The organism is Aurantimonas endophytica (assembly GCF_014196845.1).
Taxonomy (GTDB): domain Bacteria; phylum Pseudomonadota; class Alphaproteobacteria; order Rhizobiales; family Rhizobiaceae; genus Aurantimonas; species Aurantimonas endophytica.
Genome location: NZ_JACIEM010000005.1, coordinates 542,218 through 567,509, shown reverse-complemented (window position 1 = coordinate 567,509; position 25,292 = coordinate 542,218). Strand labels below are relative to the sequence as shown.

Below are 25,292 nucleotides of genomic sequence, written 5' to 3'. Positions count from 1 at the left end.
CCTGGCACCTCCGGCTGTGCGACCGCCCGATCCTACTCCACGATACCCGCTGTCTCCACCACCGCGCGCATCAGCACGTTGGCGCCGGCAGCTGCCCATTCCTTGGTGATTTCCTCCGCCTCGTTGTGGCTGAGGCCGTCGACGCAGGGGCACATGACCATCGCCGTCGGCGCGACGCGGTTGATCCAGCAGGCATCGTGGCCGGCGCCCGAGACGATGTCGCGGTGCGAGTAGCCGAGCGCCTCGGCGGCGTCGCGAACCGCCTTGACGCATCCGGCGTCGAAGGTCACCGGATCGAAATGTCCCACCTCGTCGATCGAGACATCGATGTCGAGGGCCTCGGCGATCAGGTCGATCCCGTCCTCGATCCGCTCGCGCATCTCGTCCAGCGTCTCCTTGGACGGCGAGCGGATGTCGATGGTGAAGGTGGTGCGGCCGGCGATGATGTTGCGGGAATTCGGATAGACATCCATGTGCCCGATCGTGCCGACGGCGTCCGGCTGGTAGTCCATCGCCACCTCGTTGACGAGCTCGATCACCCGCGCCATACCGAGCCCGGCGTCGCGGCGCTTGTACATCGGCGTCGAGCCGGTGTGGCTCTCCTTGCCGGTCAGCGTCACCTCGAGCCAGTAGAGCCCCTGGCCATGGGTGACGACGCCGATGTCGATACCCTCGTCTTCGAGTATCGGCCCCTGCTCGATATGCAGCTCGAAGAAGGCCTTCATCTTGCGCTGGCCGACCGGCTCGTCGCCTTCCCAGCCGATGCGCTTCAGCTCTTCGCCGAAGCTCTTGCCGCCCGCGTCCCTGCGCTCCTTGGCCCAGGCCTCGTCGTGGATGCCGGCGAAGACGCCGGAGGCGAGCATGGCAGGGGCGAAGCGCGTGCCCTCCTCGTTGGTCCAGTTGACCACGACGATCGGATGCCTCGTCTTCACGCCGAGATCGTTGAGTGATCGGATGACTTCCAGCCCGCCCAGCACGCCGAGCACGCCGTCGTACTTGCCGCCGGTCGGCTGGGTGTCGAGATGGCTGCCGACATAGACGGGCAGCGCTTCGGGATCGCTTCCCTCGCGCCGGGCGAACATGGTGCCCATCGTGTCGACGCCCATCGTGAGACCTGCTGCATCGCACCAGGACTGGAAGAGCCGGCGCCCCTCGCCGTCCGCGTCGGTCAGCGTCTGGCGGTTGTTGCCGCCGGCGATCCCCGGGCCGATCCGCGCCATCTCCATCAGCGAGTCCCAGAGGCGGTCGCCGTCGATCTGGAGATTGGTGGCAAGGCTCATGAATTCACTCTCTGCTGCTGACGGTCGAAAAATCAGTCCAGGTTCTTCAGGATGGACCGCAAGGTCTCGACGATCTCGCCGATCTGGTCCTCGCTGATGATCAGCGGCGGCGACAGCGCGATGATGTCGCCGGTGGTGCGGATCAGCAGACCCGCCTCGTAGGCCTTCAGGAAGGCCGAGAAGGCCCGCTTGGTCGGCTCGCCCGTCACGGGCTGCAGCTCGATCGCGCCGATCAGGCCGATGGTGCGGATGTCGATGACGTGCGGCTCGCCCTTCAGCGAGTGGATCGCCTCCGCCCAGACCGGCTCCAGCGCCCTGGCCCGCTCGAACAGCCCCTCTTCCTTGTAGGTCTCCAGCGTCGCGAGCCCGGCGGCTGCAGCGATCGGGCTGCCGGAATAGGTATAGCCGTGGGCGAACTCGATCAGGTGCTCGGCCCCGCCCATGAAGGCGTCGTAGATCTCGTCCTTCACATAGACCGCGCCCATCGGGATGACGCCGTTGGTCAGGCCCTTGGCCGTGACCATGATGTCGGGCGTGACGCCGAAATAGTCGGCCGCAAAAGCCGTGCCCATGCGCCCGTAGCCGGTGATCACCTCGTCGAAGATCAGCAGGATGCCATGCTGGTCGCAGATCTCGCGCAGGCGCTTGAGATAGCCCCTGGGTGGCGGCAGGACACCCGTGGAGCCGGCCACCGGCTCGACGATGACCGCCGCGATGGTCGAGGGATCGTGCAGCGCGGCGATACGGGCGAGATCGTCGGCAAGCTCCGCCCCGTATTCCGCCTCGCCGCTTGAAAAGCCGTTGCGCTCAGGGTCGTGCGTGTGGCGCATGTGGTCGACGCCGGTCAGCAGCGTGCCGAACATCTTGCGGTTGCCGACGATACCGCCGACCGAGATGCCGCCGAAATTGACGCCGTGATAGCCGCGCTCGCGCCCGATCAGGCGGAAGCGCGAGCCATCGCCCCTGGCGCGATGATAGGCGAGCGCGATCTTCAGCGCCGTATCCACCGATTCCGAGCCGGAATTGGTGAAGAAGACGTGGTCGAGCCCGGCCGGCGCGATCGTGGCAAGCCGCGAGGCGAGCTCGAAGGCCTTGGGGTGGCCCATCTGGAAGGCCGGTGCGTAGTCGAGCTCGGCCGCCTGCCGCTGGATCGCCTCGACGATCAGCGGCCGGCAATGACCGGCATTGACGCACCAGAGCCCCGCCGTGCCGTCGAGGACCTGCCGCCCCTCGGCAGTGGTGTAATGCATGTCCTTGGCCGCAACGAACATGCGCGGCGCCTGCTTGAACTGCCGGTTCGCCGAGAACGGCATCCAGAAAGCATCGAGATTGTTGGGGGCGATCGTCGCGTGCTCGTTCATCGTCTGCCGCCTCGGTGGGGCTGGTCCCGGTTGCCGGAGACGCCCGAAAATCTTGACTAAATGGTCAAAAGGGAGGCTAGAAGTTCACCCTGTACCGGTCAAGCGTCATGCCGCGAAACTGCACAGTCTCTCGCAGTGCAAACAGAGCAGGCAGCGTGGGGAGGATGGGGCGTGGACGTAAAAGTCGAACCGGCCGGCGGCCAGATGGGCGGCGCAGGCGAGGAGCGCCAGTCGACACGAATCCAGTCGATCAACCGCGAGATCATCCTCGAAGCGGCGCTGGAGGTCTTCTCGATCCACGGCTTTCGCGGCTCGACAGTCGACCAGATCGCGGCCCGGGCCGCCATGTCGAAGCCGAATCTCCTCTATTACTTCAGGCGCAAGCAGGACATCTACCGCGCCGTTCTCGAAGGCACGCTCGCCGACTGGCTGGCGCCGCTCGCCGCGATCGACCCCCAAGGCGATCCGGTCGAGGAGCTGCGCCGCTACATCACCGCGAAGCTCGACATGTCGGCGCAGAAGCCCGCCGCCTCGCGGCTCTTCGCCAACGAGATCCTGGCGGGTGCGCCGGTGGTCGGGGACTTCCTGAGGACACAGCTGAAACAGCTGGTCGACGAGAAGGCGGCGGTGGTCCGCACTTGGGTGAGCACCGGCCGGCTGGCGCCGGTGGATCCGCACCACCTGATCTTCATGATCTGGGCGACGACCCAACATTACGCCGATTTCGACGTACAGGTGCGGGCCATCATGGGGAGCCAGGTCGATCGGCCGGGCTTTCGGGAGCAGACGGCACAGGCCGTCCTGACGCTGGTGCTCAACGGGCTGAAGCCCCGGCCCTGACCTTCGGGCCGGATTGCCGGCCCGCGCCGTTCGGGCCATGATCGTGCCGCGTCAGGGCACCGGCGCGTATGGGAGGACCATTGTCTTGGCAAAGCTCACCGTGCTCTACAAGCACCCCAAGGACCCCGCGGCGTTCGACGCCTACTACATGCGGACACACGTACCCCTGGCGAAGAAGATCCCGGGTCTGGTTCACTACGAGATCAGCGACGGAACGGTAGCGGGACCGGGCGGCGGAACCGACTACCACCTGGTGGCTGTGCTGAGTTTCGCCTCGCTTGCCGAGATCGAGGCGGGTCTCGCAACCCCGGAGGGTCAGGCAGCTGCGGCTGATCTTGGCAATTTTGCCGATGGCGGCGTGGAACTGCTGATGTTCGACACCAAGACCCTTTGATGAGGGAGATGGCTCCGCCGATGGCCTCGCCATTGGCGGCGCGGCGCCTAGGCAGCGACCTCCCTTCGGAGCGCCTCGGTCACCGCGAAGTCGTGGTTCCAGCGGTTTGATATGTCTACCAGCATGAGCGGGATGTCGGCGGCGGGACGGGGCCGGGAAAAGTAGTAGCCCTGCATTTCCCGGCATCCCTCCTCGTAGAGGATCCGCATCTGCTCTTCCGTTTCGATGCCCTCTGCGATCACCTGCATCTCCAAGGCCTTGGATAGACCGAGCACGGAGCGGACGATGGCGATATTCTCCGGCCGGCGCATGTCGCGGACGAATGACTGGTCGATCTTGATCTTGTCGAAGGGAAAGCGGCTGAGATAGCCGAGGGAGGAATAGCCGGTACCGAAATCATCCATCGAGATCGTCAGGCCCATGCTGCGGAATTCGGTGAGGATCGACAGGACCTTGTCGCTTTCGTCGATGAACAAGGATTCGGTCACTTCGATCTGCAGGCGCGAGGCAGGCAGGCCGGACGCCGCGAGAGCCCTGCGGACATCTTCGACAAGCGTCGCGCTCTGGAATTGCACGGCCGACAGATTGACCGAGATCGCAAGATCCGTCGGCCACTGGGTCGCCTGATGGCAGGCCTTCTCGAGGGCCCATATGCCGAGTTGCTCGATGAGACCGGTTTCTTCTGCAAGTGGGATGAAGACGGACGGAGCGATCGTCCCCTGGCCGGGGTGACGCCAACGCAGCAGCGCCTCGAAACCGATGACCCGCCGCTGCCCGGCGTCGATGAACGGCTGGTAGAAGAGTTCGATCTGCTCCTCTTCCAGCGCGGCCCTGAGGTCGAGTTCCATCTCGCGCCGGCGCTGCAAACGCTCGCGCATGGCCGGCACGAAGCGACGCAGGGGCCGGCGACGCCCGCCCTCTTTCGCCTGGTCGAGCGCCAGGTCACAATTCTGCAACGCGAAGTCGGCGTCGAGACCGGGGGTGCGTTCTCCGCCCGGCACGAACAGAACCCCGGCATGCGCCGCTGCGACGATCCGGCGATTCTCCACCTCGAACGGCTCGGCGAAACTGGCAAGGATCGACTGTGCCAGCACATCGACGTCCTCTGGCGCGCGCAGACCCGGCACGATCACGGCGAATTCGTCACCGCCGAGCCTGGCGACCGTCGCATTGGACCCGGCGATCCCGCAGAGCCGCTGGCCGAATTCCTTCAGCAGCGCGTCTCCAGCCGCGTGACCGTAATTGTCGTTGATCGACTTGAAGCTGCTGATGTCGACCACGATGATTCCGAGCGGCTTCAACCCCTTGGAGAGCAGCCCATCAAGTATCTCCCCGAAACGCCGGCGGTTGGGCAGTCCGGTCAGGCCGTCATGATTGGCAAGGTGCTCCAGGCGCGTCGAAATGCCCTGTCGCTCGGTAATATCTTCGAAGGTGATCAGCAGACCGCGGTCCTTGATGCCGCGCCGCTTGACCTCCATCGTGCGGCCATCCAGCGTCTCGTGAAGGTGGTTCGAGGTGCCGTTCTCCGGCAATTGCAGGGCGAGTGCGGAATCGTCGAAAAACGTGCGCGCGGGGGTTCCCGGCCCGAATTTTCCGAAGAGCTCGATGAAGCCGTCGTTGCAGACGACCAGACGTTTCTCGCCGTCGAGCATGCACAGGGCCTGTGTCATGTTATTGAGCGCTGCTTCCAGTTGCGTCTGCTGCATCGCAAGCTGCCCGGCGAGGAACCCGGTCTCGCTCGTCATGGCTCCCTGCAGCTTCGAGCAGCGGACCTGCATCGCCCGGAGCGCCTCCATGACGTCGCGAACTTCTGCCGGACCGCTTGGCCGGATGGGCTCGACCGTCTCGCCAGCCGCCAGCGCCCGCCCCAGGAGGGAGAGCCGGCTTAATGGTCGGCCAGCCAAACGCGTCAGCAACAGGAGAAAACCGCCCAGGACGAGGAGGACGACGGACAGTCCCGCGAGGTTCCCGGCGATCGAGCGATCGATTCGCTCAACGGCCCCGACGCGCTGCGCATCGAGTCCCGCGCGCATCTGCGCACCGGCCCCCGAAAGCCGGTCCGAGAACTCGGCCAGTTCGCCGCGCGCGAGCCGTGGGGAAAGATTGCCGCTCGTCGCCTGCAGGCGGGTCAGGTCGTATAACAGCCCGCTGACTGCGGCATGCTCTTCCGGTGCAATGGGAGCAGCGAGAATGTCTTCCAGGTCGCCGACGGTTTCCGCGAGCGTGCGACGAAAGCTCTCTGCCTCCCGCGCGTCGAGGCCCGGCGCCTGGCGGGTCGTCTCCGCGGTCTCCGAGAGCCGCTGATGCAGGGAGCGGATCCTGATCTGGGCGGACTGCAGAGCCAGCATCGGCTCAAGATTTCGATCATAGAGCCCCGCGACCAGATCCAGCGATGTTCGTTGGGAATGATAGGCGAACCCGGCGAAGCCGACGGCTAACAGGGCGAACACCAGGCTGCCCGCGATAAGCCTTGAGTTGATCGACATTTGCGCCGCTTCTTGCGTTGAAAGTGGTACCCGTCGCCGGACGGCGGCGGCATTCGTGCGACGATAGCCACCCGAAGTTACTTCACGGTTACGCGATCTGACCTTCGGGCTCCTTGTCGCTGCATCGCAGCACGAACGGTCTACGATTGCCGTGCGTCATCATGGGCAGCTGGGCGGTCGGGCTACTCTGCGGCAGCAGGCAGGACCACCGGTTCGGCGGCGAATTGCTGCTTTTCCTTCGCCATCGGGTTGTTCGGATGCGTCGTCCAGTTACCGTATTCGTCGGGGATCGGCTTGCCGGTGCGCGGGTCGACACCGCCGATCTGCTCCATGGTGATGCAGTCCTCGACCGGGCAGACATTGACGCAGAGATTGCAGCCGACGCACTCCTCGTCGATCACCTCGAAATGCCGGACGCCGTCGACCATGGACGTGATGGCCTGGTGCGATGTGTCCTCGCAGGCGATGTGGCAGCGGCCGCACTTGATGCAGAGATCCTGATCGATCCGCGCCTTGGTGACGTAGTTCAGGTTGAGATACTGCCAGTCGGTGACGTTGGGGACGGCGAGCCCACGGAAGTCCTCGATGGTGCGGTAGCCCTTCTCGTCCATCCAGTCGGACAGGCCAGAGACCATCTCCTTCACGATCTTGAAGCCGTAGGTCATCGCGGCCGTGCAGACCTGCACGTTGCCGCAGCCGAGCGCGATGAACTCGGCGGCGTCGCGCCAGGTGGTGATGCCGCCGATGCCGGAGATCGGCAGGCCGCGTGTCTCTGCGTCGCGGGCGATCTCGGCGACCATGTTGAGCGCCATCGGCTTTACCGCCGGGCCGCACATGCCGCCATGGCTGCCCTTGCCGTCGATGGTCGGCGTCGGGGCGAAACTGTCGAGGTCGATCGACATAATCGACGAGACCGTGTTGATCAGCGAGACGGCGTCGGCGCCGCCTTTCTGCGCGGCACGGGCGGGAAAGCGGATGTCGGTGATGTTGGGCGTCAGCTTGACGATCACCGGCAGGTCCGAGTGCTGCTTGCACCAGCGCGCGACCATCTCGATGTATTCCGGCACCTGGCCGACCGCCGAGCCCATGCCGCGCTCGCTCATGCCGTGCGGACAGCCGAAATTCAGCTCCACCCCGTCGGCCCCGGTCTCGCCGACGAGGGCGAGGATCTTCTGCCAGGGCGCTTCCTCGCAGGGCACCATCAGCGACACGACCATCGCCCGGTCCGGCCAGTTGCGCTTGACCCGGGCGATCTCTTCCAGATTGGTGTCCAGCGCGCGGTCGGTGATCAGCTCGATATTGTTGAAGCCGAGCAGCCGCCGGTCCGGCCCCCACATCGCGCCGTAGCGCGGGCCGTTGACGTTGACCAGCGGCGGGTCCTCGCCGAGCGTCTTCCACACCACCCCGCCCCAGCCCTGCTCGAAGGCCCGCTGGACGTTGTATTCCTTGTCGGTCGGCGGCGCCGAGGCCAGCCAGAAGGGGTTCGGCGAGGATATGCCGAGGAAGGACGTCGATAGGTCGGCCATGACTCTGCTCCTCACGCCCTGCCGGGAATTGCAGTCTTGACCGCATCCAGCGCCCGCGACAGCAGGCCGGCCGGAGCCGACAGAGCGGCATGGATGCTGGCGGCGGCGATCTTGCCGTCCTCGACGGCGACGACGGTGAGATCGTCGCCGCCGGCGATGCAGTCGCCGCCGGCCCAGACGCCGGAGAGGCTGGTGCGGCGCTCCGCGTCGACCTTGATGCGGCCCTTTTCGAGCGCCACCGCAGAACCTTCGGCAGAAGTGCCTTCCGGCTCGAAAACCTGTCCGATCGCCTTGAACACCTGGTCGGCGGCGATCGTTACCACCTCACCGGTCCCGGAAAGGCGCCCTTCCCCGTCCAGGCGCGTCCGCTCGAATTCGACGCCGACGACCTGCCCCCCATGGGCAAGCACGCGCTTCGGCTGCAGATTGCAGCGAATATGGACGCCGCGCGTCTGGGCGATCTCCTGCTCGTAGCCGGAAGCGTTCATCGCCGGCTGGTCTCGGCGATAGGCGATGGTCACCTCCTCCGCCCCGAGCCCGCGGGCCTGCACGGCCGCGTCGATGGCGGTCATGCCGCCCCCGATGACGACGACGCGGCGCCCGACCGGGAGCGTGGCCATGTCGCTTGCCTGACGCAATTCGGCGATCCAGGCGACGGCGTCGCGGCTGCCGCGACTTTGCTCGCCTTCCGCGCCGAGCGCATTCACCCCGGCAAGTCCGAGGCCGAGGAAGACCGCGTCGAAGTCGCGACGCAGCTCGGCGAGATGAAGGTCGCGGCCGAGCAGCTTGCCGGTCTCCAGCGTGATGCCGCCGATCGCCAGGATGAACTCGACCTCCCGCTGCGCGAAGTCCTCCGTCGCCTTGTAGGCGGCGATGCCGTACTCGTTGAGGCCGCCGGGCTTCGGGCGCGCCTCGTAAAGCGTGACATCGTGGCCGAGCATTGCCAGGCGGTGGGCGCAGGAAAGGCCGGCGGGTCCCGCGCCGACCACGGCGACGCGCTTGCCCGTCGGTTCTGCCCGTTCGAAGGGATGACCGCCCTTCTCCATCATGATGTCGGTGGCGTAGCGCTGCAGCAGCCCGATCTTCACCGGCTTGCCCTCGGCGATCTCACGCACGCATACCTCTTCGCAGAGTGTTTCGGTGGGGCAGACGCGGGCGCACATCCCGCCAAGGATGTTCGAGGAGAGGATGGTCTTGGCCGCGCCGGTCGGGTTGCCGGCCTGGATCTCGCGGATGAACAGCGGGATGTCGATCGAGGTCGGACAGGCCGTCATGCAGGGCGCGTCGTAGCAGAAATAGCAGCGGTCGGCCTCGACCAGGGCTTCGTGCGCCTCCAGCGGCGGGTGGATGTCCGAGAAGTTGCGGGCGAGCGCCGCCCGGTCGAGCCGTCCGGCGGCGATGTCGGGTCGGATCGGGTGGGCTTCGTTCATCGCGGCACTCCCCAGGCGCTTCGGTCCGAAGCGTCGCATGTCGCGTCGGGACGAATTTAGAATGATCCGAATTTTTCGAGCCGTCAAATTTTTGACCGGACGATCAAAAACGCGGCAGCGTGTGGCTGGGTAGCTGTCTATGCAGGCTCGCGGCCATGGCGGGAACGGCAGAGGGAGCCTGCCGTTGTGCTGAGGACATTGCGGCCATCGTTCCTCCTCGCCCCTTCCCATGACGTGCATCGAGACAGCCCCATGAGTTCATCCTCCTCCCGCGGCCGCGACGCCACGACACCGTCCGACATTCCCGCACGCGGCTGGAAGGAGATCCTCTGGCGGGTCTACAGCGAGATCAACGAGGACCGCGTCATGCTGATCGCGGCGGGCGTCACCTATTATCTGCTGCTCGCGATGGTCCCGAGCCTCTCCGCGTTGATCTCGATCTACGGGCTGTTCGCCGATCCCGCGACCGTCCAGGAACATGCCCAGGCGCTGAGCGGCTTCGTGCCGGGCGGCGGCATGGAGATCCTCAACGAACAGATGGAGCGGCTGGCCGCCGGCGGCCGCACGACGCTCGGCGTCACCTTTGCCATCTCCCTGGCGATCGCTCTGTGGAGCGCCAATGCCGGCATGAAGTCGCTCTTCCAGGCGATGAACGTCGCCTATAACGAGAGGGAGACACGCAGCTTCATCAAGATCACCGCGATCTCGCTGATCTTCACGCTCTCGGCCATCGTCGGCGTCATCTGCATGATCGGCGTGGTCGTCGTCGTTCCGACCGTCCTCGGGTTTGTCGGCCTCGGCAGCGCGGCGGAATGGCTGATCCGCATCGGCTCCTTTGTCGGGCTGATCATGCTTGCCTCGCTGGCCGCTGCCGCGTTGTTCCGCTGGGGACCCGACCGGGAGAACGCCCGGTGGGAGTGGATTACCCCCGGCACGATCCTCTCCGTCGTCGTCGTGGTGGCCGTCTCTGCGCTGTTCTCCTATTACGTTGCGAATTTTGGCTCCTACAACGAGACTTATGGCTCGCTTGGAGCCTTGATCGGCTTCCTGACGTGGATCTGGCTGGCGGTGACGATCCTCATCGTCGGGGCGGAGCTGAACAGCGAAATGGAGCACCAGACCGCCAAGGACACGACGACCCCGCCGGATCAGCGGATGGGCAACCGAGGTGCCCGGATGGCCGATACGGTCGCCGACGGACCCGATGACGGCGGCGCGGACGAGGTCCCGAACGAGAGACCGCAGCGGGAAGAGCGCAAGCGCCACTCGGCGGGCAGTCTCGCCTTCGCGGTCCCCGCCGCCCTCTTGCTGAGCTACCTGGAGCGTCGCTCGAAGCGGCGGTAGCGCGGACTGCGGGCACGGCAGACAAGGCAAAGATCCGACTGGACGTCGCCGGATCATCGGTCGAGCCGGCGGATTCTGCGGTCAAATCGCGGAAATGAAGCGCTGCCGCGTGCAATCACGGCAGAAAACGACTATTTCCCGCGAGTTGCCGGCATCGATGCGAGAGGTGACGGAGGTGGCGCCGCATGGGCGACGCCGTCGGCCGCCCGGCACATCGGCACTGTCCGCAGGCCAAATGGGGAATGACATCTTGAGCGCGACTGCCCTTTCCGAGACGATTCCGGCCACAGCGCCGAAGGAAGAAGCTGTCGGGCACCACAGCCGCCGCACCTTCGCGATCATCTCCCATCCCGATGCCGGCAAGACGACGCTGACGGAGAAGCTGCTGCTGGCCGGCGGCGCCATCGAGATGGCCGGGGCGGTGCGCTCCAAGGGCAACGGCCGGCGCGCCAAGTCCGACTGGATGGACATCGAGAAGAGCCGCGGCATCTCCGTGACCTCGTCGGTGATGACCTTCGAGCGCGACGGCATCACCTTCAACCTGCTCGACACGCCGGGCCATAGCGACTTCTCCGAGGACACCTACCGCACGCTGACCGCCGTCGACAGCGCGATCATGGTGATCGACGCGGCCAAGGGCATCGAGGCGCAGACCCGCAAGCTGTTCGAGATCTGCCGGCTGCGCGATATCCCGATCATCACCTTCGTCAACAAGGTCGACCGCGAGGGCCGCGACCCGTTCGAACTGCTCGACGAGATCGAGGAGCAGCTGGCGCTCACCGTGGCGCCGCTGGTCTGGCCGGTCGGCCAGGGCGGGCTGTTCAAGGGCTGCTACAATCTTGCCAGCAACGACTTCCTGTTCGCCGGCAGCGACAAGACCGTGCATTACGACGGCGGACTCGACGACCCGGCGCTGGTCAAGGCGCTGCCGGCGGACATCTACGCGGGCTTTCGCGATTCAGCCGAACTCGCCGCCGAAGGCTATGCCGACTTCGACCCCGAGGCCTACCGGCAGGGCCATCTAACGCCGGTGATCTTCGGCAGCGCGCTGCAGAACTTCGCCGTCGACCAGCTGATGGACGTGATAGCCGAGCACGCCCCGTCGCCGCGCCCGCAGCCCTCCGACAAGGGACCGGTCGATCCCGATGGCGACAAGGTCTCCGGCTTCGTCTTCAAGGTGCAGGCCAACATGGACCCCAAGCACCGCGACCGCGTCGCCTTCGTGCGGTTCTGCTCGGGCCATTTCCGGCGCGGCATGAAGCTCGACCACGTGCGGTCCGGCAAGCAACTCGCCGTATCCAACCCGATCTACTTTTTCGCCCAGGAGCGGGCGCTGACCGAGGAGGCCTATGCCGGCGACGTCATCGGCATCCCGAACCACGGCACGCTCCGCGTCGGCGACACGCTGACCGAGGGCGAGAATTTCCGCTTCACCGGCCTGCCGGCCTTCGCGCCGGAAGTGCTGCGGCGGGTGCGGCTGGAAGACTCGATGAAGCTGAAGCAGCTGCGCCGGGGCCTGGAGGATCTCGCCGAGGAAGGCCTCGTGCAGGTGTTCCGCCCGTCGATCGGCTCGGACTGGATCGTCGGCGTCGTCGGGCCGCTGCAGCTCGACGTGCTCGCCTCGCGCATCGCCGGCGAGTACAAGGCCGATGTCAGCTTCGAGCCGGTGCCGTTCAACGTCGCGCGCTGGATCCGCTCGGAGAACGACGCGAAGCTGCAGGCCTTCATCCGCGAGAACATCACCCATGTCTCGCGCGACCGCGACGGGCGGCCGGTCTATCTCTGCAAGGACAGCTGGGACCTGCGCTTCATGATGGACCGCAACAAGGACATCGCCTTCGACGCCACCCGCGAGATCGTCTCGATGTGAGCCGCGCGGTGGGCGCTCGCGCGTCCGCCCGGCGATATGTCGCGGCGGACACCTGAGCGTCCGGCACTATCTTCGCCTCATGCGATTGACCCGTCCCCCGCGCCTGCCCGCCACCCCCGATCCGGTCCGCCCCGGCCAGGAGAGCGTCTGGGACTTTCCCCGCCCTGCCCGGCTCGAGCCTGTCTCGTTTCATCTGGTGGTGCAGTTCGCCGGACGGACCATCGCCGAGACGCGGCGCGGGTTCCGGGCGATCGAGACCAGCCATCCGCCCTCGTACTACTTTCCGCCCGACGACATCGAGGCCGGCATCCTGAGGCCGTCATCGGCGCGGACGCTGTGCGAATGGAAGGGCGGCGCGGTGTATTTCGACCTGGTCGAGGGCGAGCATGCGTCGCATGACGCGGCGTGGTCATATCCGCACCCGGCGCCCGACTTCGCTCCCGCCACCGGCTACGTGGCGTTCTATCCGGGGCGTGTGGATGCCTGCTTCGTCGACGGCGAGAAGGTCACCCCGCAGGAGGGCAGCTTCTACGGCGGCTGGATCACCAGCCACGTCGCGGGGCAGTTCAAGGGACCGCCGGGCACGGCTGGCTGGTAAGATCGTCAGACAGGCTCGCGACGCGTCGCGTCAGCCCATGAACTGGCCGCCATTGACCTCGATGACCTGCCCGGTGACGTAGCCCGACAGGCTATCGCTCGCCAGGAACAGATAGGCCGGCGCGCATTCCTCGGCTGTGCCGAGCCGGCGCAGGGGGATCGCTGCGGCGGTCGCCTCTAGCTTCTCCGGCGAAGAATAGCGCCGGTGGAAATCCGTCATGATCGTGCCGGGCGAGACCGCGTTGACGCGAATGCCGTCGGGCGCGAGCTCCTTGGCCAGCGCCCGCGTCCAGGTCGAGATGAAGGCCTTGGAAGCCGAATAGAGCGACGAGCCGGGGCTGCCGCCGATCGTCGCCGAGATCGACGAGGTGTTGACGATCGCGGCGCCGCCCGCCGCCTTCAGCGCCGGCAGCAGCGCCGTGGTCAGTGCCACCACCGAGCGGATGTTGAGGTCGAGCACCTTGTCGTATTGCACCGGCGTCACGTCCACGGCCGCGACCCGCCCGCCCATGGTTCCTGCATTGTTGACGAGCACGTGGATCGGTCCCGACGCCGAAGCGAGAACTTCCGCGGCAAGCCGATCGCCGCCATCGATGGCGGCAAGGTCGCCGGTCAATAGCGTCAGCCGATCGCGTTGCGCCGGCAGCAGGTCGGCGAGAAGGTCCGCCTCGGCATGCTCGAGCGAACGCCCGGCATGGGCGACGACCGTCGCGCCACAGGCGAGAAATGCCCGCGCGACGGCGGCGCCGATACCGCGGCCGGCGCCGGTCACCACGATCGTCTTGCCTGCGAACAGGCTCGCGTCAAAGCCGTTCATCGTCGGCCCCCCTGCCATCGCCAGTGCGCCCCGTGCGCAACGCCTGCACCAGCCCCGACAGGGCGACGATCGACCAGGCGGCGATGAGCAGTCCGCCGCCGATCGGCGCCGCATTGGCAAACAGCCGGTCGCCGAGGACGACGCGGGCGGCGAGATCGCCCGAGAACAGCAGCGTCCCGACGATCATCACCAGCCCGCCTGCGTCTGCCCAGCGTCCCAAGAATGGCCGCAGGGCCGCCAGACCAAGCAACGCCGGTGCATGAACGAGCGCGATGGCGGCGGCGGTGGCCACCAGCCGCACATCCCCGCCATGCGCTGCGAGCGCCGCGCCGGCGACGCCGGCTGCGCCGAACAGCCCGGCAAACAGGACGAGCAGCGCGGCCATCAAGCGACCCCGCAGCCGTTGCGCATCACGGCTGATCGATCGCCGGCTGCGGCGAGGCATTGCGCGCGTCCGCTGGCGCGTCTGTGCCGACATTCGTCGGCCGCGGTGGCGGCATCTCGTCGAGAACCGATTCCGGTCCAAGCTTGTAGCCGACCGAATAGGCCGCCTTGGCGAGGAGATGGGCGGCGAGCGGCGCGGTCAGCAGGATGAATACGACGGCAGCCAGCGCCCTGAGCGCCGTGGGCGTCGAGTCGGCGGTCAGCGCCAGCGCCAGGAGCAGCATCCCCGCCCCGACTGCGCCAGCCTTGGAAGCCGAGTGCATGCGCGTATAGACGTCGGGCAGGCGAAGGATGCCGAGTGCGGCGACCGCGGCGAAGGCGGAGCCGGCCAGGACAAGCAGCCCGGCGAGGATCAGGACGAGGTCACCGATCATGGCCGCTGGCCTCCCGAAAGGCCGGCTTCGGCGTCGATCCCCGCACGCGCCTCGCGCCGCAAGTGCTCCGTCTTGCCGCGCGAGAGTATGAAACGCGCAAAGGCGACGGTGGCCAGGAAACCGACGAGACAAAGCCCGATCGCGACGTCCACGTAGAGCGTATAGCCGCTGTCGAGTGCGATCACCGCGATGAAGCCGATCGCCACGTTGGTCAGCACGTCCAGGCCCAGCACCCGGTCCGGCAGGGTCGGCCCCAGCAGGATGCGGGTTACCGTCAGCAGGAAGGCGATGCAGAGCAGGACTAGCGCGCCGGTGAGCGCCAGCGCGAAGAACGCGACGGCGAAATCATGCAGGTTCATCGGAAGACCTCCAGGATCTTGGCTTCGAACCCGTCACGGATGTCGGCCTTTGCCGCCTCGGGATCGGAGCAGTCGAAAGCATGGACGTAGAGTGTCGACCGGTCTTCCGAGACGTCGATCGACAACGTCCCCGGCGTCAGGGTGATCATGTTGGCGAGCAGCGTGATCTCCGCATCGCTCTTGACCCTGAGCGGGAAGGCCAGGATCCCCGGCTTCAGGTTCATGTTGGGGCTGAGCACCATGACCGCCACCCGCCACGCCGACTTGAGCAGCTCGAGCAGGAACAGGAGGAACAGCGAGAAACCGAGCCGCGCCCGCCCGATATAACTCATGTTGCCCTCTTCGCGGATCAGATACAGAGCCGCGGCGCCGAGCAGGAAGCCGAACAGAAGATTCAGGAGGGTGAACGAGCCGGAGACGACCACCCACATCAGCGCCAGGACGAGGTTGAACAGCAGCATGGTCATGGGGCGTCTCCGAACACCGACGACAGATAGGCCGCAGGGTCGATGACGCCTGCTGCCGCCGCGTCGGTCAACCGTGCCAGCCATTCCGGCCAGAGGCCTGCAGCCAGCACGAAGACCGTCAGGCCGAGGAGCGGGACCAGCGACCAGGAACCGTAGAGACCGGGCGCCGGGGCCGAGGGATGCGGCGCCTGCGCTGCTTCGGTGCCGCTCGCTTCCGCCACCTCCGGCGCGGGGCGCCAGAAGGCCAGCGCGAAGATCCGGGCACTGGCCACGGTCATCAGAAATCCCGAGACCAGGATGGCGGCCGCGAGCCAGGGCATGTCGGCAATGATCGTCGCCCGCACCAGCGCGACCTTCGGCCAGAAGCCGGAGAAGGGCGGCAGCCCGGAAACGGCGAACAGGAAGACCAGCATTAGGGCGGCGAGCAGCGGCGTGCTGCGCCACAGCCCGCCCATCTGCGCAAGCGACGACGACCCCGTCAGCGACGCCGCGACACCAGCCGTCAGATACAGCGCCGTCATCACCACGATCGAATGCAGCGCGTAATAGATCGACCCGGAAAGGCCCGTCTGCATCGCGCCGGCCGCCGTCGAAGCCGCCGCCGCGAGTTCACCTGCGGGTCCCGCCTGCGCCACCATCACCTCTGCGACCTGCGGCAAGGCGAGCCCCGCCATGATCGTGCCGATGCCGGCGATGACCATGTAGTTCAGGAGCCGTCTCAGGTCGCTCTGGGCCAGCGCCCCGAGCGCGCCCACCATCATCGTCAGGCCGGCGATCCAGGCGATCACGGGTGTGACGCCCGCATGTTCGACCGGGAACAGCATCAGCAGGAGACGGATCAGCGCGTAGACGCCCACCTTGGTCAGCAGCCCGGCAAACAGCGCCGACACCACGAAGCGCGGTGTGTGGTAGGAGGCCGGCAGCCAGAAATTCAACGGGAACGCCGCCGCCTTCAGCGACAGCGAGGCCAGATAGAGCACGCCGATGACGTAGACGGCGCTGTCGTTCTCCATCGCCGCCGCCTTGATGGCGATGTCAGCCATGTTGAGCGTGCCGAACACGCCGTAGAGATAGCCGGTAGCGATCAGGAACAGCGTCGTGCCGACGAGGTTGAGGAAGCAGTATTTCGTGGCGCCGTCGAGCTGGTTGTGCTGGGAGCCGAGGATCAGCAAGCCGAACGAGCCGATCAGCAGCACCTCGAACCAGACATAGAGGTTGAAGACGTCGCCGGTGAGGAACGCCCCCGATACCCCGCCCATCATCAGGAACATGAACGGGAAGAAGCCGTAGCGCCGCTCGGTGCTGCTGATCGACGCGACCGCATAGATGCCGCAGGCCAGCGCGACGAAACCCGAGACAGCCAGGAAGAGCGCCCCCATCATGTCGACGGTGAAGGCGATGCCGAAAGGCGGCTTCCAGCCCCCCATCATCATCGTCCATGGCCCCTCGGCCGCGACCTTGAGGAGCACCGCGACGTCGATGGCGAACAGCAGGACGAGTCCCGGTATCGCGAAATAGGCCTGCTGGGTCACGCGCTTGCGCATCATCAGGAGGCCGGCGCCGAAGATGAAGCAGACGAGGATAGGCAGGATGATCAGATAGTCGGACGCGGCGACCGGGGCGGTGACCATCGCCTCCGCCTTCAGCATCTCCAGGCTGTATTCCACGCTCGGGCTCGTCGCCTCCATGTCAGTAGCCAAGGGGCGGGAGCCCCTCTTCTTCAGGTTCGGCGAGACGCATCTCGTCGGTGTTGTCGGTCTCCAGATCCTCGTAGGTGCGGTAGGTCAGCACCAGCAGGAAGGCGAAGAAGGAGAACGAGATCACGATCGCGGTCAGGATCAGCGCCTGCGGCAGCGGGTTGGCGATCAGGCCCTCGGGAACCGACAGATTCCCGGGAATGATCGGCGGCGCGCTTGGCCCGATGCGGCCAGCGGTGAAGATCAAGAGATTGACGGCGTTGCCGAGCAGCACGACCCCGAGCAGCATCCGGATGATCCGCCGCGAAGTCAGGAGATAGACGGCGGCGGCGAGCAGGCAGGCGACGGCGAGGGAAAGGACGGTTTCCATCAGTCGGTATCCCTTTCCTCGAGGGCGAGGGCGATCGAGCTGATGGCGCCGAGGACCACGAGATAGACGCCGATGTCGAAGAACAGCGGCGTCGAGATCGCGACCTCGCTGCCGAGGATCTGCGGGAATGCCCAGAGGCCGGTGAGAAACTGTGCCGACACCACGAGCGAGGCGACACCCGACAGCACTGCCAGCATCAGGCCGGCCGCGGCTACCGACATCGGATGGAAATACATCGCCCGCCGCACCGGGCCGACGCCGCAGGCGATGCCGTATATGCCGAAGGCCGAGGCGGCGATCAGCCCGCCGATGAACCCGCCGCCGGCCTCGTTGTGGCCGCGCAGCAGCACGAAGATCGAGAACAGCACCATCAGGCTCGTGAGATACGGCGCGACGGTGCGGAAGATGATCGTCCTCACGGCGTCTTCTCCAGCGGATCGGGATAGCGCACGCCCTTGGGCCCGACGCGGATCCGGATGAGCGCCAGGACGGCGAGGCCGGTCACCATCACCACGGCGATCTCGCCCATCGTATCCACCCCGCGGAAGTCGACCAGGATGACGTTGACGATGTTGCGCCCGTGGGCGATCGCGTAGCTGTAGCGCTCGAAGAAATCGGACAGGGTGCGGTCGAACGGCCGCTGGGCGATCGACAGCAGGAACAGCCCGAAGCCGGACCCCGCGGCGATGGCCAGGACACCCGCCTGCACCTTGTCACGCAGCGGGCGGTGATCGGCGACCGACAGCTTCAGCCGGGTCATCGCCAGCGCCAGGATGACGACCGACAGCGTCTCCACCATGAACTGGGTGAAGGACAGGTCCGGCGCGCCGAGCAGCATGAAGATCAGCGCCACCGCGAAGCCCTGGATGCCGAGCGAGAGGATGGCGGTCAGCCGGTTGGTCGCCAGCACGACCGGCAGGATACCCGCCAGAAGAAGGGCGAAGACCGCCCATTCGTAGAAATGCAGGCGGGGGAATGCCGGGATCGCCGGCCACCCGCCCGTGTAGATGAGCGGGCCGAACAGGGCCGCGATGATCACCGCGATGGTGACCGCCATGTACTGATCGAGATGCCCCGGCTGCAGCAGCCGGGTGATCCTGACGGCAGCGCGGATCAGCCCGCGCATCGCCTGGTCGAAGCCTTTGTCCGGTCCCCAGCCGACGGCAGCGAGGAAGCCGGCGATGCCGGCGCGAAGCCGTGCGGACAGGAGGTAGATCACGATGCCGAGTACCACCGTTGCCATCGAGAGCGCGAAGGCGAGGTTGAGATGCGGCACCCAGCCGATCCCGATCTCAACCGGCGCGCCGACGGCAGCGGACGCCATCGGCATGGTGAAGAGCTGGTGATAGGTCGCGTAGAACAAGGCGCCGACGAGACCGGCGACACCGAGGATGAGCGGCCCGATCCAGATGGTGAGGCTGCCCTCATGCGGATGATGGATCGTCTCGGGCATCCGGCCGACGAAAGGCTTCAGCGCGACGATGAAGGCCGCCGCGAACATCAGCGCGTTGCCGACGATCGCAGCGATCATCAGCGCGACGTAGTATGGATCGGCATATTCCAGCGCGTGATAGATCTCTTCCTTGGCGAGGAAGCCGACGAAGGGCGTGACGCCGCCCATCGACAGCGCGCACAGCATGGCGGCCGCGAAGGTGATCGGCATCGCCCGGCCGAGCCCGCCGAGCTTCTCGATCTCGCGCGTGTGGGCGCCATGGTCGACCGAGCCCGCCACCATGAACAGGCCGCCCTTGAACAGCGAGTGGGCGATCAGATAGAGCACCGCCGCGATGATCGCGGTCTCCGTGCCGACGCCGATCAGCATGACCAGCAGTCCCAGCGAGGCGACCGTCGTATAAGCGAGCGTGATCTTGATGTCCGTGGCGCGGAGCGCGAGCAGCGCGCCGACGACCAGAGTCACCGCGCCGAAGGCCGGGAGGATCGTCGTCCAGAGCGCCGTGTCGCCCAGCGCCGGATGGAAGCGCAGCAGCAGGTAGATGCCGGCCTTCACCATCGTCGCCGAGTGCAGGTAGGCCGAGACCGGCGTCGGCGCTTCCATGGCGTTGGGCAGCCAGACGTGGAACGGCATCTGCGCGGATTTCGTGAAGGCGCCGCAGAGGACGAGGATCAGGATCGGCACGTACAGCGCGCTGTCGCGCAGCGCGTCGCCCGCCGCCAGCACCTCGGTCATCGAGGCAAGGCCGGTGAGTTCGCGGATCACGATGAAGCCGGCCAGCAGCGCCAGACCACCGCCGCCGGTGATGACCAGCGCCTGGATCGCGCCGCGCCGGGCCGCTTCCCGGTGATGGTCGAAGCCGATCAGCAGGAACGACGTGATCGACGTCAGTTCCCAGTAGACGAACAGCGTCATCAGATCGTCGGCGAGCACTAGGCCGAGCATCGAGCCCATGAACAGGAAGATGAAGGAGAAGAAGCGCCCCTGGTCCTTGTGTCCGGCGAGATAGCCGCCGGAATAGAGCACGATCAGGGTGCCGATGCCCGTGATCAGCAGGCCGAAGACGGTCGAGAGCCCGTCCAGCCGGAACGAGAAGCGGATGTCGAAGGATGGGATCCAGTCGAAGCCGAACAGGAAGACGTCGCCGGCCGAAACGCCGGGCACCGCGCCGAACAGGATGAAGAACGCCGCCGCGGGGGCAATCGCCAGGGGCCAGGCGGCATGCTGGCCGAGGACGCGAGTGAGGAGAGGTGCCAAGGCCGCAGCGAGGAACGGCAGAGCGAGGGCGATATATCCGTTCGTTGCCTCGATGCCTGTCATCCGGCGCGTCCACCCCTTCATTCCGATTTCGCCGCCCAGAGCGACGTGGTTGCGGACCTCTCATAGTCAGGCGATCCAGCCCCGACAAGCTTTTCCGGTTGACACAGAATTGATCGCGACCGGGGTTGCCGGCATTGGCTTCGGCTGACTTTCGCTGACCGGTCGGCGGGTCATGGCACGACAGGCCCGGGCACGATGCGGATTAGTGGTTGGCAAAACAACAGGTTTTGTATTGAAACTATTCCGATTAGGATAAGCCCACCGGTTCGATCCGCCGGACGACAGGCTTTTCCCCAACCTTCCGGCCAGCGCGACTCATGAAGCAAGCACCTATCGACGCCGTGAACCTCGTGCCTCCTGTTGCTTCGCAGCAGGTACGTACGGACGTCCGCCACGGCCGCGAACGCTCGGACGCTTACGGTTGGCTGCGGGCCGACAACTGGCAGGACGTCTTCAAGGACACGACGGTCCTTGATCCGGCGATCCGGGACCATCTCCTCGCCGAGAACGCCTATCAGCAGGAGGTGATGGCCGGCACGGAGAAACTGCGCGAGACGCTCGTCGCCGAGATGCGCGGCCGGATCAAGGAGGACGATTCCTCGGTTCCGGCGCCGGATGGAGAATGGGCATACGGGATCGCCTACGAAACCGGGGCCGAGTATCCGAGGATCATCCGCCGGCCCCGCAGCGGCGGCGACGACGCGGCCACGGTCATTCTCGACGGCGCCAGAGAAGCGGCCGAGCGGCCGTATTTCTCGATCGGCGGCGTCGGCCACTCCCCGGATCATCGCTGGCTCTCCTGGTCCTATGACGACAAGGGCTCGGAGTTCTATGCCGTCTCCATCCGTGATCTGGAGACCGGCAAGGATCTCGACGTCAGGATCGAGGATACCAGCGGCGGCGCCGTCTGGTCGGCGCGCTCGAACGGGCTGTTCTATACGCGGCTCGATTCCAACCACCGCCCGAGCCGGGTGTTCTTCCACCGGCTCGGCAGCGACCCGCTCGACGACTCCCTGATCTACGAGGAGACTGACACCGGCTTCTTCATGGGCGTCGGCAAGACGCAGTCGGGCGAGTTCGTGGTCATCGACATCCACGACCACGAGACGTCAGAGGCCTGGCTGATACCCGCCAACAACCCAGCGGCCGAGCCCCGCCTCGTCGCCGAGCGCGAGACCGGGGTGGAGTACGACGTCGATGAGGGCGACGGCACGCTCTACATCCTCACCAATGCCGACGGCGCCCACGACTTCAAGATCGTCACCGCCCCCACCGATGCATCGCGCCGGTCGGACTGGAGCGAGTACGTTCCCCACAAGGACGGCAGGCTGATCCTCAGCCACATGGTTCTGAAGCGGCATCTGATCTGGATGGAGCGGCGCGACGGCCTGCCGCGCATCGTCGTCAAGCGCCTCTCCGATGGCGAGGAGCATGCGATCGCCTTCGAGGAGGAGGCCTATTCGCTGGGCCTTGCCGGCACTTACGAATTCGACACGGACACGATCCGCTTCACCTATTCGTCGCTGACGACGCCGACCCAGACCTACGACTACGATGTCGCGACCCGCCAGCGCACGCTCCTGAAGACGCAGGAAGTCCCCTCCGGTCACGACCCCGACGACTACGTCACGCGGCGGATCTTCGCGCCGGCCGCCGACGGCGAGCTCGTGCCGATCTCACTGCTCTATCGCAAGGACCTCAAGCTGGACGGCACCGCGCCGTGCCTGCTCTACGGCTACGGCTCCTACGGCATCGCCATCCCTGCCTCCTTCAACGCCAATGCGCTGTCGCTGGTCGACCGAGGGTTCATCTGGGCGATCGCCCACGTGCGGGGCGGCAAGGACAAGGGCTTCGCCTGGTACGACGCCGGGCGGCGGCGCAACAAGCCCAACACCTTCACCGACTTCATCGCCTGCGCCGACCATCTTGTCGCGGAAAACTACACCAGCCACGAGCGCATCGTCGCCGAAGGCGGCTCGGCGGGCGGCATGCTCATGGGCGCCGTCGCCAACATGGCGCCGGAGAAATTTGGCGGGATCATCGCCGTGGTCCCCTTCGTCGACGTCCTGAACACGATGCTCGACGACACGCTGCCGTTGACCCCGCCGGAATGGCCCGAATGGGGCAACCCGATCCTCTCCGGCGAGGATTACGAGGTGATCTCGACCTACAGCCCCTATGACAACGTCAAGCGGCAGGCCTATCCGCCGATGCTGGTGCTGGCGGGTCTCACCGACCCGCGGGTGACCTACTGGGAGCCGGCCAAGTGGGTGGCGCGGCTCCGCGAGATGAAGACCGACGACAATCCTGTGCTGCTGCGGACCAACATGGATTCCGGCCATGGCGGCGCTTCCGGCCGCTTCTCCAAGCTGGAGGAGGTCGCCTATATCTACGCCTTCGCGCTGAAGCTGATGGGCAAGGTGGCTTAGCCCGTGCTCTACTGCACTGGCGTGGCGGCCTCGCTGTCAAGCGCCGGCACCGCCTTCAGATAGGCGGCAATCGCCGCGCGATCCTCGTCCCGCAGCCGCGCCAGGTTGCGCTGGACCGCCACCATCGACCCGCCGACGGAGTCGAAGTCGGGGGTGAAGCCAGTCTCGAAATAATAGGCGAGGTCGCTCGCGGACCACGAGCCGATGCCGGAATCCGACGGGGTGATGTTGGGGATGCGGCCCCTGCCCTCCGGATTGGGCGCACCGGCGAGCCAGCGGTCGTGCTCGAGGCCACCTGCGCCGCCGAGCGAGCGCGGCGTGTGGCACTGGCCGCAATGGCCGGGCCCCTCCACCATCGAGCGGCCGGCGACGACCGTCTCGGACGCGTCCGCGGGCAGCGCCACGATCGGCTCGTCGTCGCCCAGATAGAGCAGCTTCCACAGCCCGATGCCGCGGCGAACGGAGAACGGGAAGGCGAGGTCGTTGTCCGGCGCTCGTCCCTCGACGGGCGGCAGCGTCTTCATGAAGGCCCAGAGGTCGGCGACCTCCTGCGGCTGCATCTTGATGTAGGACGTGTAGGGAAACGCCGGGTAGAGGTGACGGCCTTGCGGATCGACGCCGCGCTGCATGGCGTTGGCGAAATCGGCGAGGCTCCAGTCGCCAATGCCGTCTTCGGGGTCCGGAGAGATGTTCGGCCCGTGGAACGTGCCGAAATCCGAAGTCAGCGGCGCGCCGCCGCCGAGGCGCAGGGCCTCGTCGCCCTCGGCTCTCGACACGGCATGGCAGGAGCTGCAGCCGCCGGCCCAGAACAGGCGCTCGCCGTTACCCGCATCCGCCAACGCCTCGTTGCCGAGGCTTGCGGCGTCCAGACGCTGCGGAACGGTCAGGAGATAGACCGCTCCGGCCCCGACCAGGACCACGACGAAGACGGTGGTGAGTATCCGCTCGATCACCGGCCGATCTCCGTCATCGGTGCGGTATGGGCCAAGCGGCGGGCCAAGGCCTCGCCTTCACCCTGCCCGTTGACCGACGACATCGGCGCTCGCTCCGGCTCAATCGTCCTTGTCGATCCTGAATTCCTCGTGGCAGCCCTTGCAGTTTTCCGCGACGCGCCCGAAGGCCTGCCTGAATGCCTCGACATCCTGCGGCGCTGCGTCGATGGCCGCCTGCGTGTCTTCCTGAAACTTAACCAGTGCCGCCTGGAACTCGGCCGGACGCTCCCAGATCGCCGGTGCGGCCTCGGTGTCCTCGCCGGTCTTGGAGTCCTCGGGGAAGTAATCGCCGAATTCCATGGCGACGTCGTGCATCTCGGTAAAGATCGTCGCGGCGGTCGCCGGGTCGAACACTGCCTCACCCTTGATCATCTCGCCGGCGCCTTTCGCCGACCGGCCGTTCTCCTTCATCAGCTCCTGGCGCTGCTTGATCGGATCGGTGTTCTGCGCGCCTGCCGGCAGGGCGATGAGGGACGTGCCGAGTGCCGCCAGCGTGACGGCGACAGTGAGATAACGGGCCTGCATGAGATGATTTCCTCCCTTGGGCCAAGGCCGCGTCGAGCGGACCGGAGTCCGCGAGTTGAACCGAGTTTTTGGAATGGTTCAATTACCAATATGCGTCCCCTTCTCACGAAAGTGTTGCCCTGCCACGAAAAAGGCCCCGCGGATGGACATCCGCGGAGCCTCGAAGACCGGACTTGGCTGGGACGATCCTAGCGGGTCGCCGCCTCGTAGCGCTCCAGCACGTAGTCCCAGTTGACCAAGTTGTCGACGAACGCGCCGAGATATTTGGGCCGGGCGTTGCGGTAGTCGATGTAGTAGGAATGCTCCCACACATCGACGCCGAGGATCGGCTCGGCCCCGTGCACCAGCGGGTTCTCGCCGTTCGGGGTCTTCATGATCTCGAGCTTGCCGTTCTTGACGGCGACCCAGGCCCAGCCGGAGCCGAACTGGCCGGCGCCTGCCGCCTCGAACTCGGCCTTGAACTTGTCATAGCCGCCGAGGTCGCTGTCGAACGCCGTCTGCAGCTTGCTGGGCAGGCTCTTGCCACCGCCGCCGGGCTTCATCCACTTCCAGAAATGGATGTGGTTGTAGTGCTGGCCGGCATTGTTGAAGAGCGCCTGGTCGGTCCCGTAGGACTTCTTGACCACCTCTTCGACCGACAGGTCGGCCATGCCGGCCTTTTCGGCCAGCTCGTTGCCCTTGGTGACGTAGGCCTGGTGGTGCTTGTCGTGGTGAAACTCGAGGGTTTCCGCCGACATGTAGGGACCCAGCGCGTCGTAGGCGTAGGGAAGTTCCGGCAGGGTGAAAGCCATATCGCAGTCTCCTTCTGAGGTGATTGGTCCTGGCGGAGCACAGTCACCGATGCGCATCCGCGTTGGGGGGAGAAACATAGGTGGCGACGATTGTCCGTCCACCGCCGAAGCAGGCGGCGACCATAT

General features: G+C 66.3%; 23 protein-coding genes. 6 read left to right on the top strand and 17 right to left on the bottom strand.

Translation table 11 applies throughout. The annotated features are described in order from the left end of the window. Nucleotides 1–32: 32 nt before the first annotated feature. Both GGR03_RS20205 and aptA read right to left on the bottom strand, forming a co-directional pair. Nucleotides 33–1,280, bottom strand: a complete 1,248-nt coding sequence (locus GGR03_RS20205) for a Zn-dependent hydrolase (protein ID WP_183210561.1) — start codon at nucleotides 1,278–1,280, stop codon at nucleotides 33–35. 32 nt (nucleotides 1,281–1,312) lie between these two features. After that, on the bottom strand, nucleotides 1,313–2,641 hold the full coding sequence (gene aptA / locus GGR03_RS20200) for an omega-aminotransferase AptA (RefSeq protein WP_183210560.1): 1,329 nt from the start codon (nucleotides 2,639–2,641) through the stop codon (nucleotides 1,313–1,315). Nucleotides 2,642–2,845: 204 nt separating this feature from the next. Here aptA and GGR03_RS20195 point away from each other — a divergent pair, with 204 nt between their 5' ends. Both GGR03_RS20195 and GGR03_RS20190 read left to right on the top strand, forming a co-directional pair. After that, complete coding sequence (locus GGR03_RS20195; RefSeq protein ID WP_183210639.1) at nucleotides 2,846–3,481, top strand: TetR family transcriptional regulator C-terminal domain-containing protein; 636 nt, start codon at nucleotides 2,846–2,848, stop codon at nucleotides 3,479–3,481. Between the two features lie 85 nt (nucleotides 3,482–3,566). Beyond that, complete coding sequence (locus GGR03_RS20190) at nucleotides 3,567–3,875, top strand: EthD family reductase (protein ID WP_183210559.1); 309 nt, start codon at nucleotides 3,567–3,569, stop codon at nucleotides 3,873–3,875. Nucleotides 3,876–3,922: 47 nt separating this feature from the next. Here the strand turns inward: GGR03_RS20190 and GGR03_RS20185 are convergent, their stop codons facing one another. The 3 genes from GGR03_RS20185 to GGR03_RS20175 form a co-directional block, all read right to left on the bottom strand. Then, a complete protein-coding gene (locus tag GGR03_RS20185; RefSeq protein ID WP_183210558.1) occupies nucleotides 3,923–6,361 on the bottom strand; it encodes a putative bifunctional diguanylate cyclase/phosphodiesterase in 2,439 nt (812 codons plus the stop codon). Nucleotides 6,362–6,543: 182 nt separating this feature from the next. Then, nucleotides 6,544–7,887, bottom strand: a complete 1,344-nt coding sequence (gene preA, locus GGR03_RS20180) for an NAD-dependent dihydropyrimidine dehydrogenase subunit PreA (RefSeq protein ID WP_183210557.1) — start codon at nucleotides 7,885–7,887, stop codon at nucleotides 6,544–6,546. Between the two features lie 11 nt (nucleotides 7,888–7,898). Next, nucleotides 7,899–9,317, bottom strand: coding sequence for an NAD(P)-dependent oxidoreductase (locus tag GGR03_RS20175; RefSeq protein WP_183210556.1), 1,419 nt, complete (start codon nucleotides 9,315–9,317; stop codon nucleotides 7,899–7,901). Between the two features lie 252 nt (nucleotides 9,318–9,569). On the opposite strand from GGR03_RS20175, the gene GGR03_RS20170 reads away from it, so the two are divergent. The 3 genes from GGR03_RS20170 to GGR03_RS20160 all read left to right on the top strand — a co-directional run bounded on the left by GGR03_RS20170 (nucleotide 9,570) and on the right by GGR03_RS20160 (nucleotide 13,129). Then, nucleotides 9,570–10,661, top strand: coding sequence for a YihY/virulence factor BrkB family protein (locus GGR03_RS20170; protein WP_183210555.1), 1,092 nt, complete (start codon nucleotides 9,570–9,572; stop codon nucleotides 10,659–10,661). Nucleotides 10,662–10,911: 250 nt separating this feature from the next. Next, nucleotides 10,912–12,531 (top strand): peptide chain release factor 3, encoded by a 1,620-nt coding sequence (locus tag GGR03_RS20165; protein WP_246368264.1) that lies wholly within the window; start codon nucleotides 10,912–10,914, stop codon nucleotides 12,529–12,531. A gap of 79 nt (nucleotides 12,532–12,610) precedes the next feature. Then, nucleotides 12,611–13,129, top strand: coding sequence for a DUF427 domain-containing protein (locus GGR03_RS20160; protein WP_183210553.1), 519 nt, complete (start codon nucleotides 12,611–12,613; stop codon nucleotides 13,127–13,129). A 30-nt stretch (nucleotides 13,130–13,159) separates the two neighbouring features. Here the strand turns inward: GGR03_RS20160 and GGR03_RS20155 are convergent, their stop codons facing one another. From GGR03_RS20155 to GGR03_RS20115, 9 genes are read right to left on the bottom strand one after another with little or no spacing between them, the layout of a single operon-like run. Then, complete coding sequence (locus GGR03_RS20155; protein ID WP_246368262.1) at nucleotides 13,160–13,945, bottom strand: SDR family NAD(P)-dependent oxidoreductase; 786 nt, start codon at nucleotides 13,943–13,945, stop codon at nucleotides 13,160–13,162. Beyond that, nucleotides 13,932–14,330 carry a DUF423 domain-containing protein gene (locus GGR03_RS20150; RefSeq protein WP_183210551.1) on the bottom strand — a complete coding sequence of 133 codons (399 nt, stop codon included), beginning with the start codon at nucleotides 14,328–14,330 and terminating at the stop codon, nucleotides 13,932–13,934. The genes GGR03_RS20155 and GGR03_RS20150 overlap by 14 nt, the downstream gene beginning before the upstream one ends. Before the next feature lie 25 nt (nucleotides 14,331–14,355). Further along, nucleotides 14,356–14,763: a monovalent cation/H(+) antiporter subunit G gene (gene mnhG, locus GGR03_RS20145; RefSeq protein ID WP_183210550.1), complete on the bottom strand. Its 408-nt coding sequence runs from the start codon at nucleotides 14,761–14,763 to the stop codon at nucleotides 14,356–14,358. Beyond that, nucleotides 14,760–15,122 (bottom strand): cation:proton antiporter, encoded by a 363-nt coding sequence (locus GGR03_RS20140; RefSeq protein ID WP_183210549.1) that lies wholly within the window; start codon nucleotides 15,120–15,122, stop codon nucleotides 14,760–14,762. The genes mnhG and GGR03_RS20140 overlap by 4 nt, the downstream gene beginning before the upstream one ends. Next, on the bottom strand, nucleotides 15,119–15,589 hold the full coding sequence (locus tag GGR03_RS20135) for a Na+/H+ antiporter subunit E (RefSeq protein WP_183210548.1): 471 nt from the start codon (nucleotides 15,587–15,589) through the stop codon (nucleotides 15,119–15,121). Before GGR03_RS20135 ends, GGR03_RS20140 begins: the two co-directional genes overlap by 4 nt. Continuing rightward, a complete protein-coding gene (locus tag GGR03_RS20130) occupies nucleotides 15,586–17,238 on the bottom strand; it encodes a proton-conducting transporter transmembrane domain-containing protein (RefSeq protein ID WP_246368334.1) in 1,653 nt (550 codons plus the stop codon). The genes GGR03_RS20135 and GGR03_RS20130 overlap by 4 nt, the downstream gene beginning before the upstream one ends. A 40-nt stretch (nucleotides 17,239–17,278) precedes the next feature. Continuing rightward, the gene (locus tag GGR03_RS20125; protein WP_183210547.1) at nucleotides 17,279–17,656 is read right to left on the bottom strand and encodes a Na+/H+ antiporter subunit C; all 378 of its coding nucleotides are present in this window, start codon (nucleotides 17,654–17,656) and stop codon (nucleotides 17,279–17,281) included. Then, nucleotides 17,656–18,075 carry a Na+/H+ antiporter subunit B gene (locus GGR03_RS20120; RefSeq protein ID WP_183210546.1) on the bottom strand — a complete coding sequence of 140 codons (420 nt, stop codon included), beginning with the start codon at nucleotides 18,073–18,075 and terminating at the stop codon, nucleotides 17,656–17,658. The genes GGR03_RS20125 and GGR03_RS20120 overlap by 1 nt, the downstream gene beginning before the upstream one ends. After that, entirely contained in the window at nucleotides 18,072–20,429 is a 2,358-nt protein-coding gene (locus GGR03_RS20115) for a putative monovalent cation/H+ antiporter subunit A (RefSeq protein ID WP_183210545.1), read from the bottom strand. The genes GGR03_RS20120 and GGR03_RS20115 overlap by 4 nt, the downstream gene beginning before the upstream one ends. Before the next feature lie 317 nt (nucleotides 20,430–20,746). Between GGR03_RS20115 and GGR03_RS20110 the strand changes: the two genes are divergently transcribed. Further along, nucleotides 20,747–22,858, top strand: coding sequence for a S9 family peptidase (locus GGR03_RS20110; RefSeq protein WP_183210544.1), 2,112 nt, complete (start codon nucleotides 20,747–20,749; stop codon nucleotides 22,856–22,858). Nucleotides 22,859–22,866: 8 nt separating this feature from the next. On the opposite strand, the gene GGR03_RS20105 is transcribed toward GGR03_RS20110, so the two are convergent. From GGR03_RS20105 to GGR03_RS20095, 3 genes are all read right to left on the bottom strand, one after another. Next, nucleotides 22,867–23,811 carry a cytochrome c gene (locus GGR03_RS20105; RefSeq protein ID WP_183210543.1) on the bottom strand — a complete coding sequence of 315 codons (945 nt, stop codon included), beginning with the start codon at nucleotides 23,809–23,811 and terminating at the stop codon, nucleotides 22,867–22,869. Nucleotides 23,812–23,910: 99 nt separating this feature from the next. Further along, entirely contained in the window at nucleotides 23,911–24,375 is a 465-nt protein-coding gene (locus GGR03_RS20100) for a c-type cytochrome (protein ID WP_183210542.1), read from the bottom strand. A 188-nt stretch (nucleotides 24,376–24,563) separates the two neighbouring features. Further along, entirely contained in the window at nucleotides 24,564–25,166 is a 603-nt protein-coding gene (locus tag GGR03_RS20095) for a superoxide dismutase (protein ID WP_183210541.1), read from the bottom strand. Nucleotides 25,167–25,292: the final 126 nt, after the last annotated feature.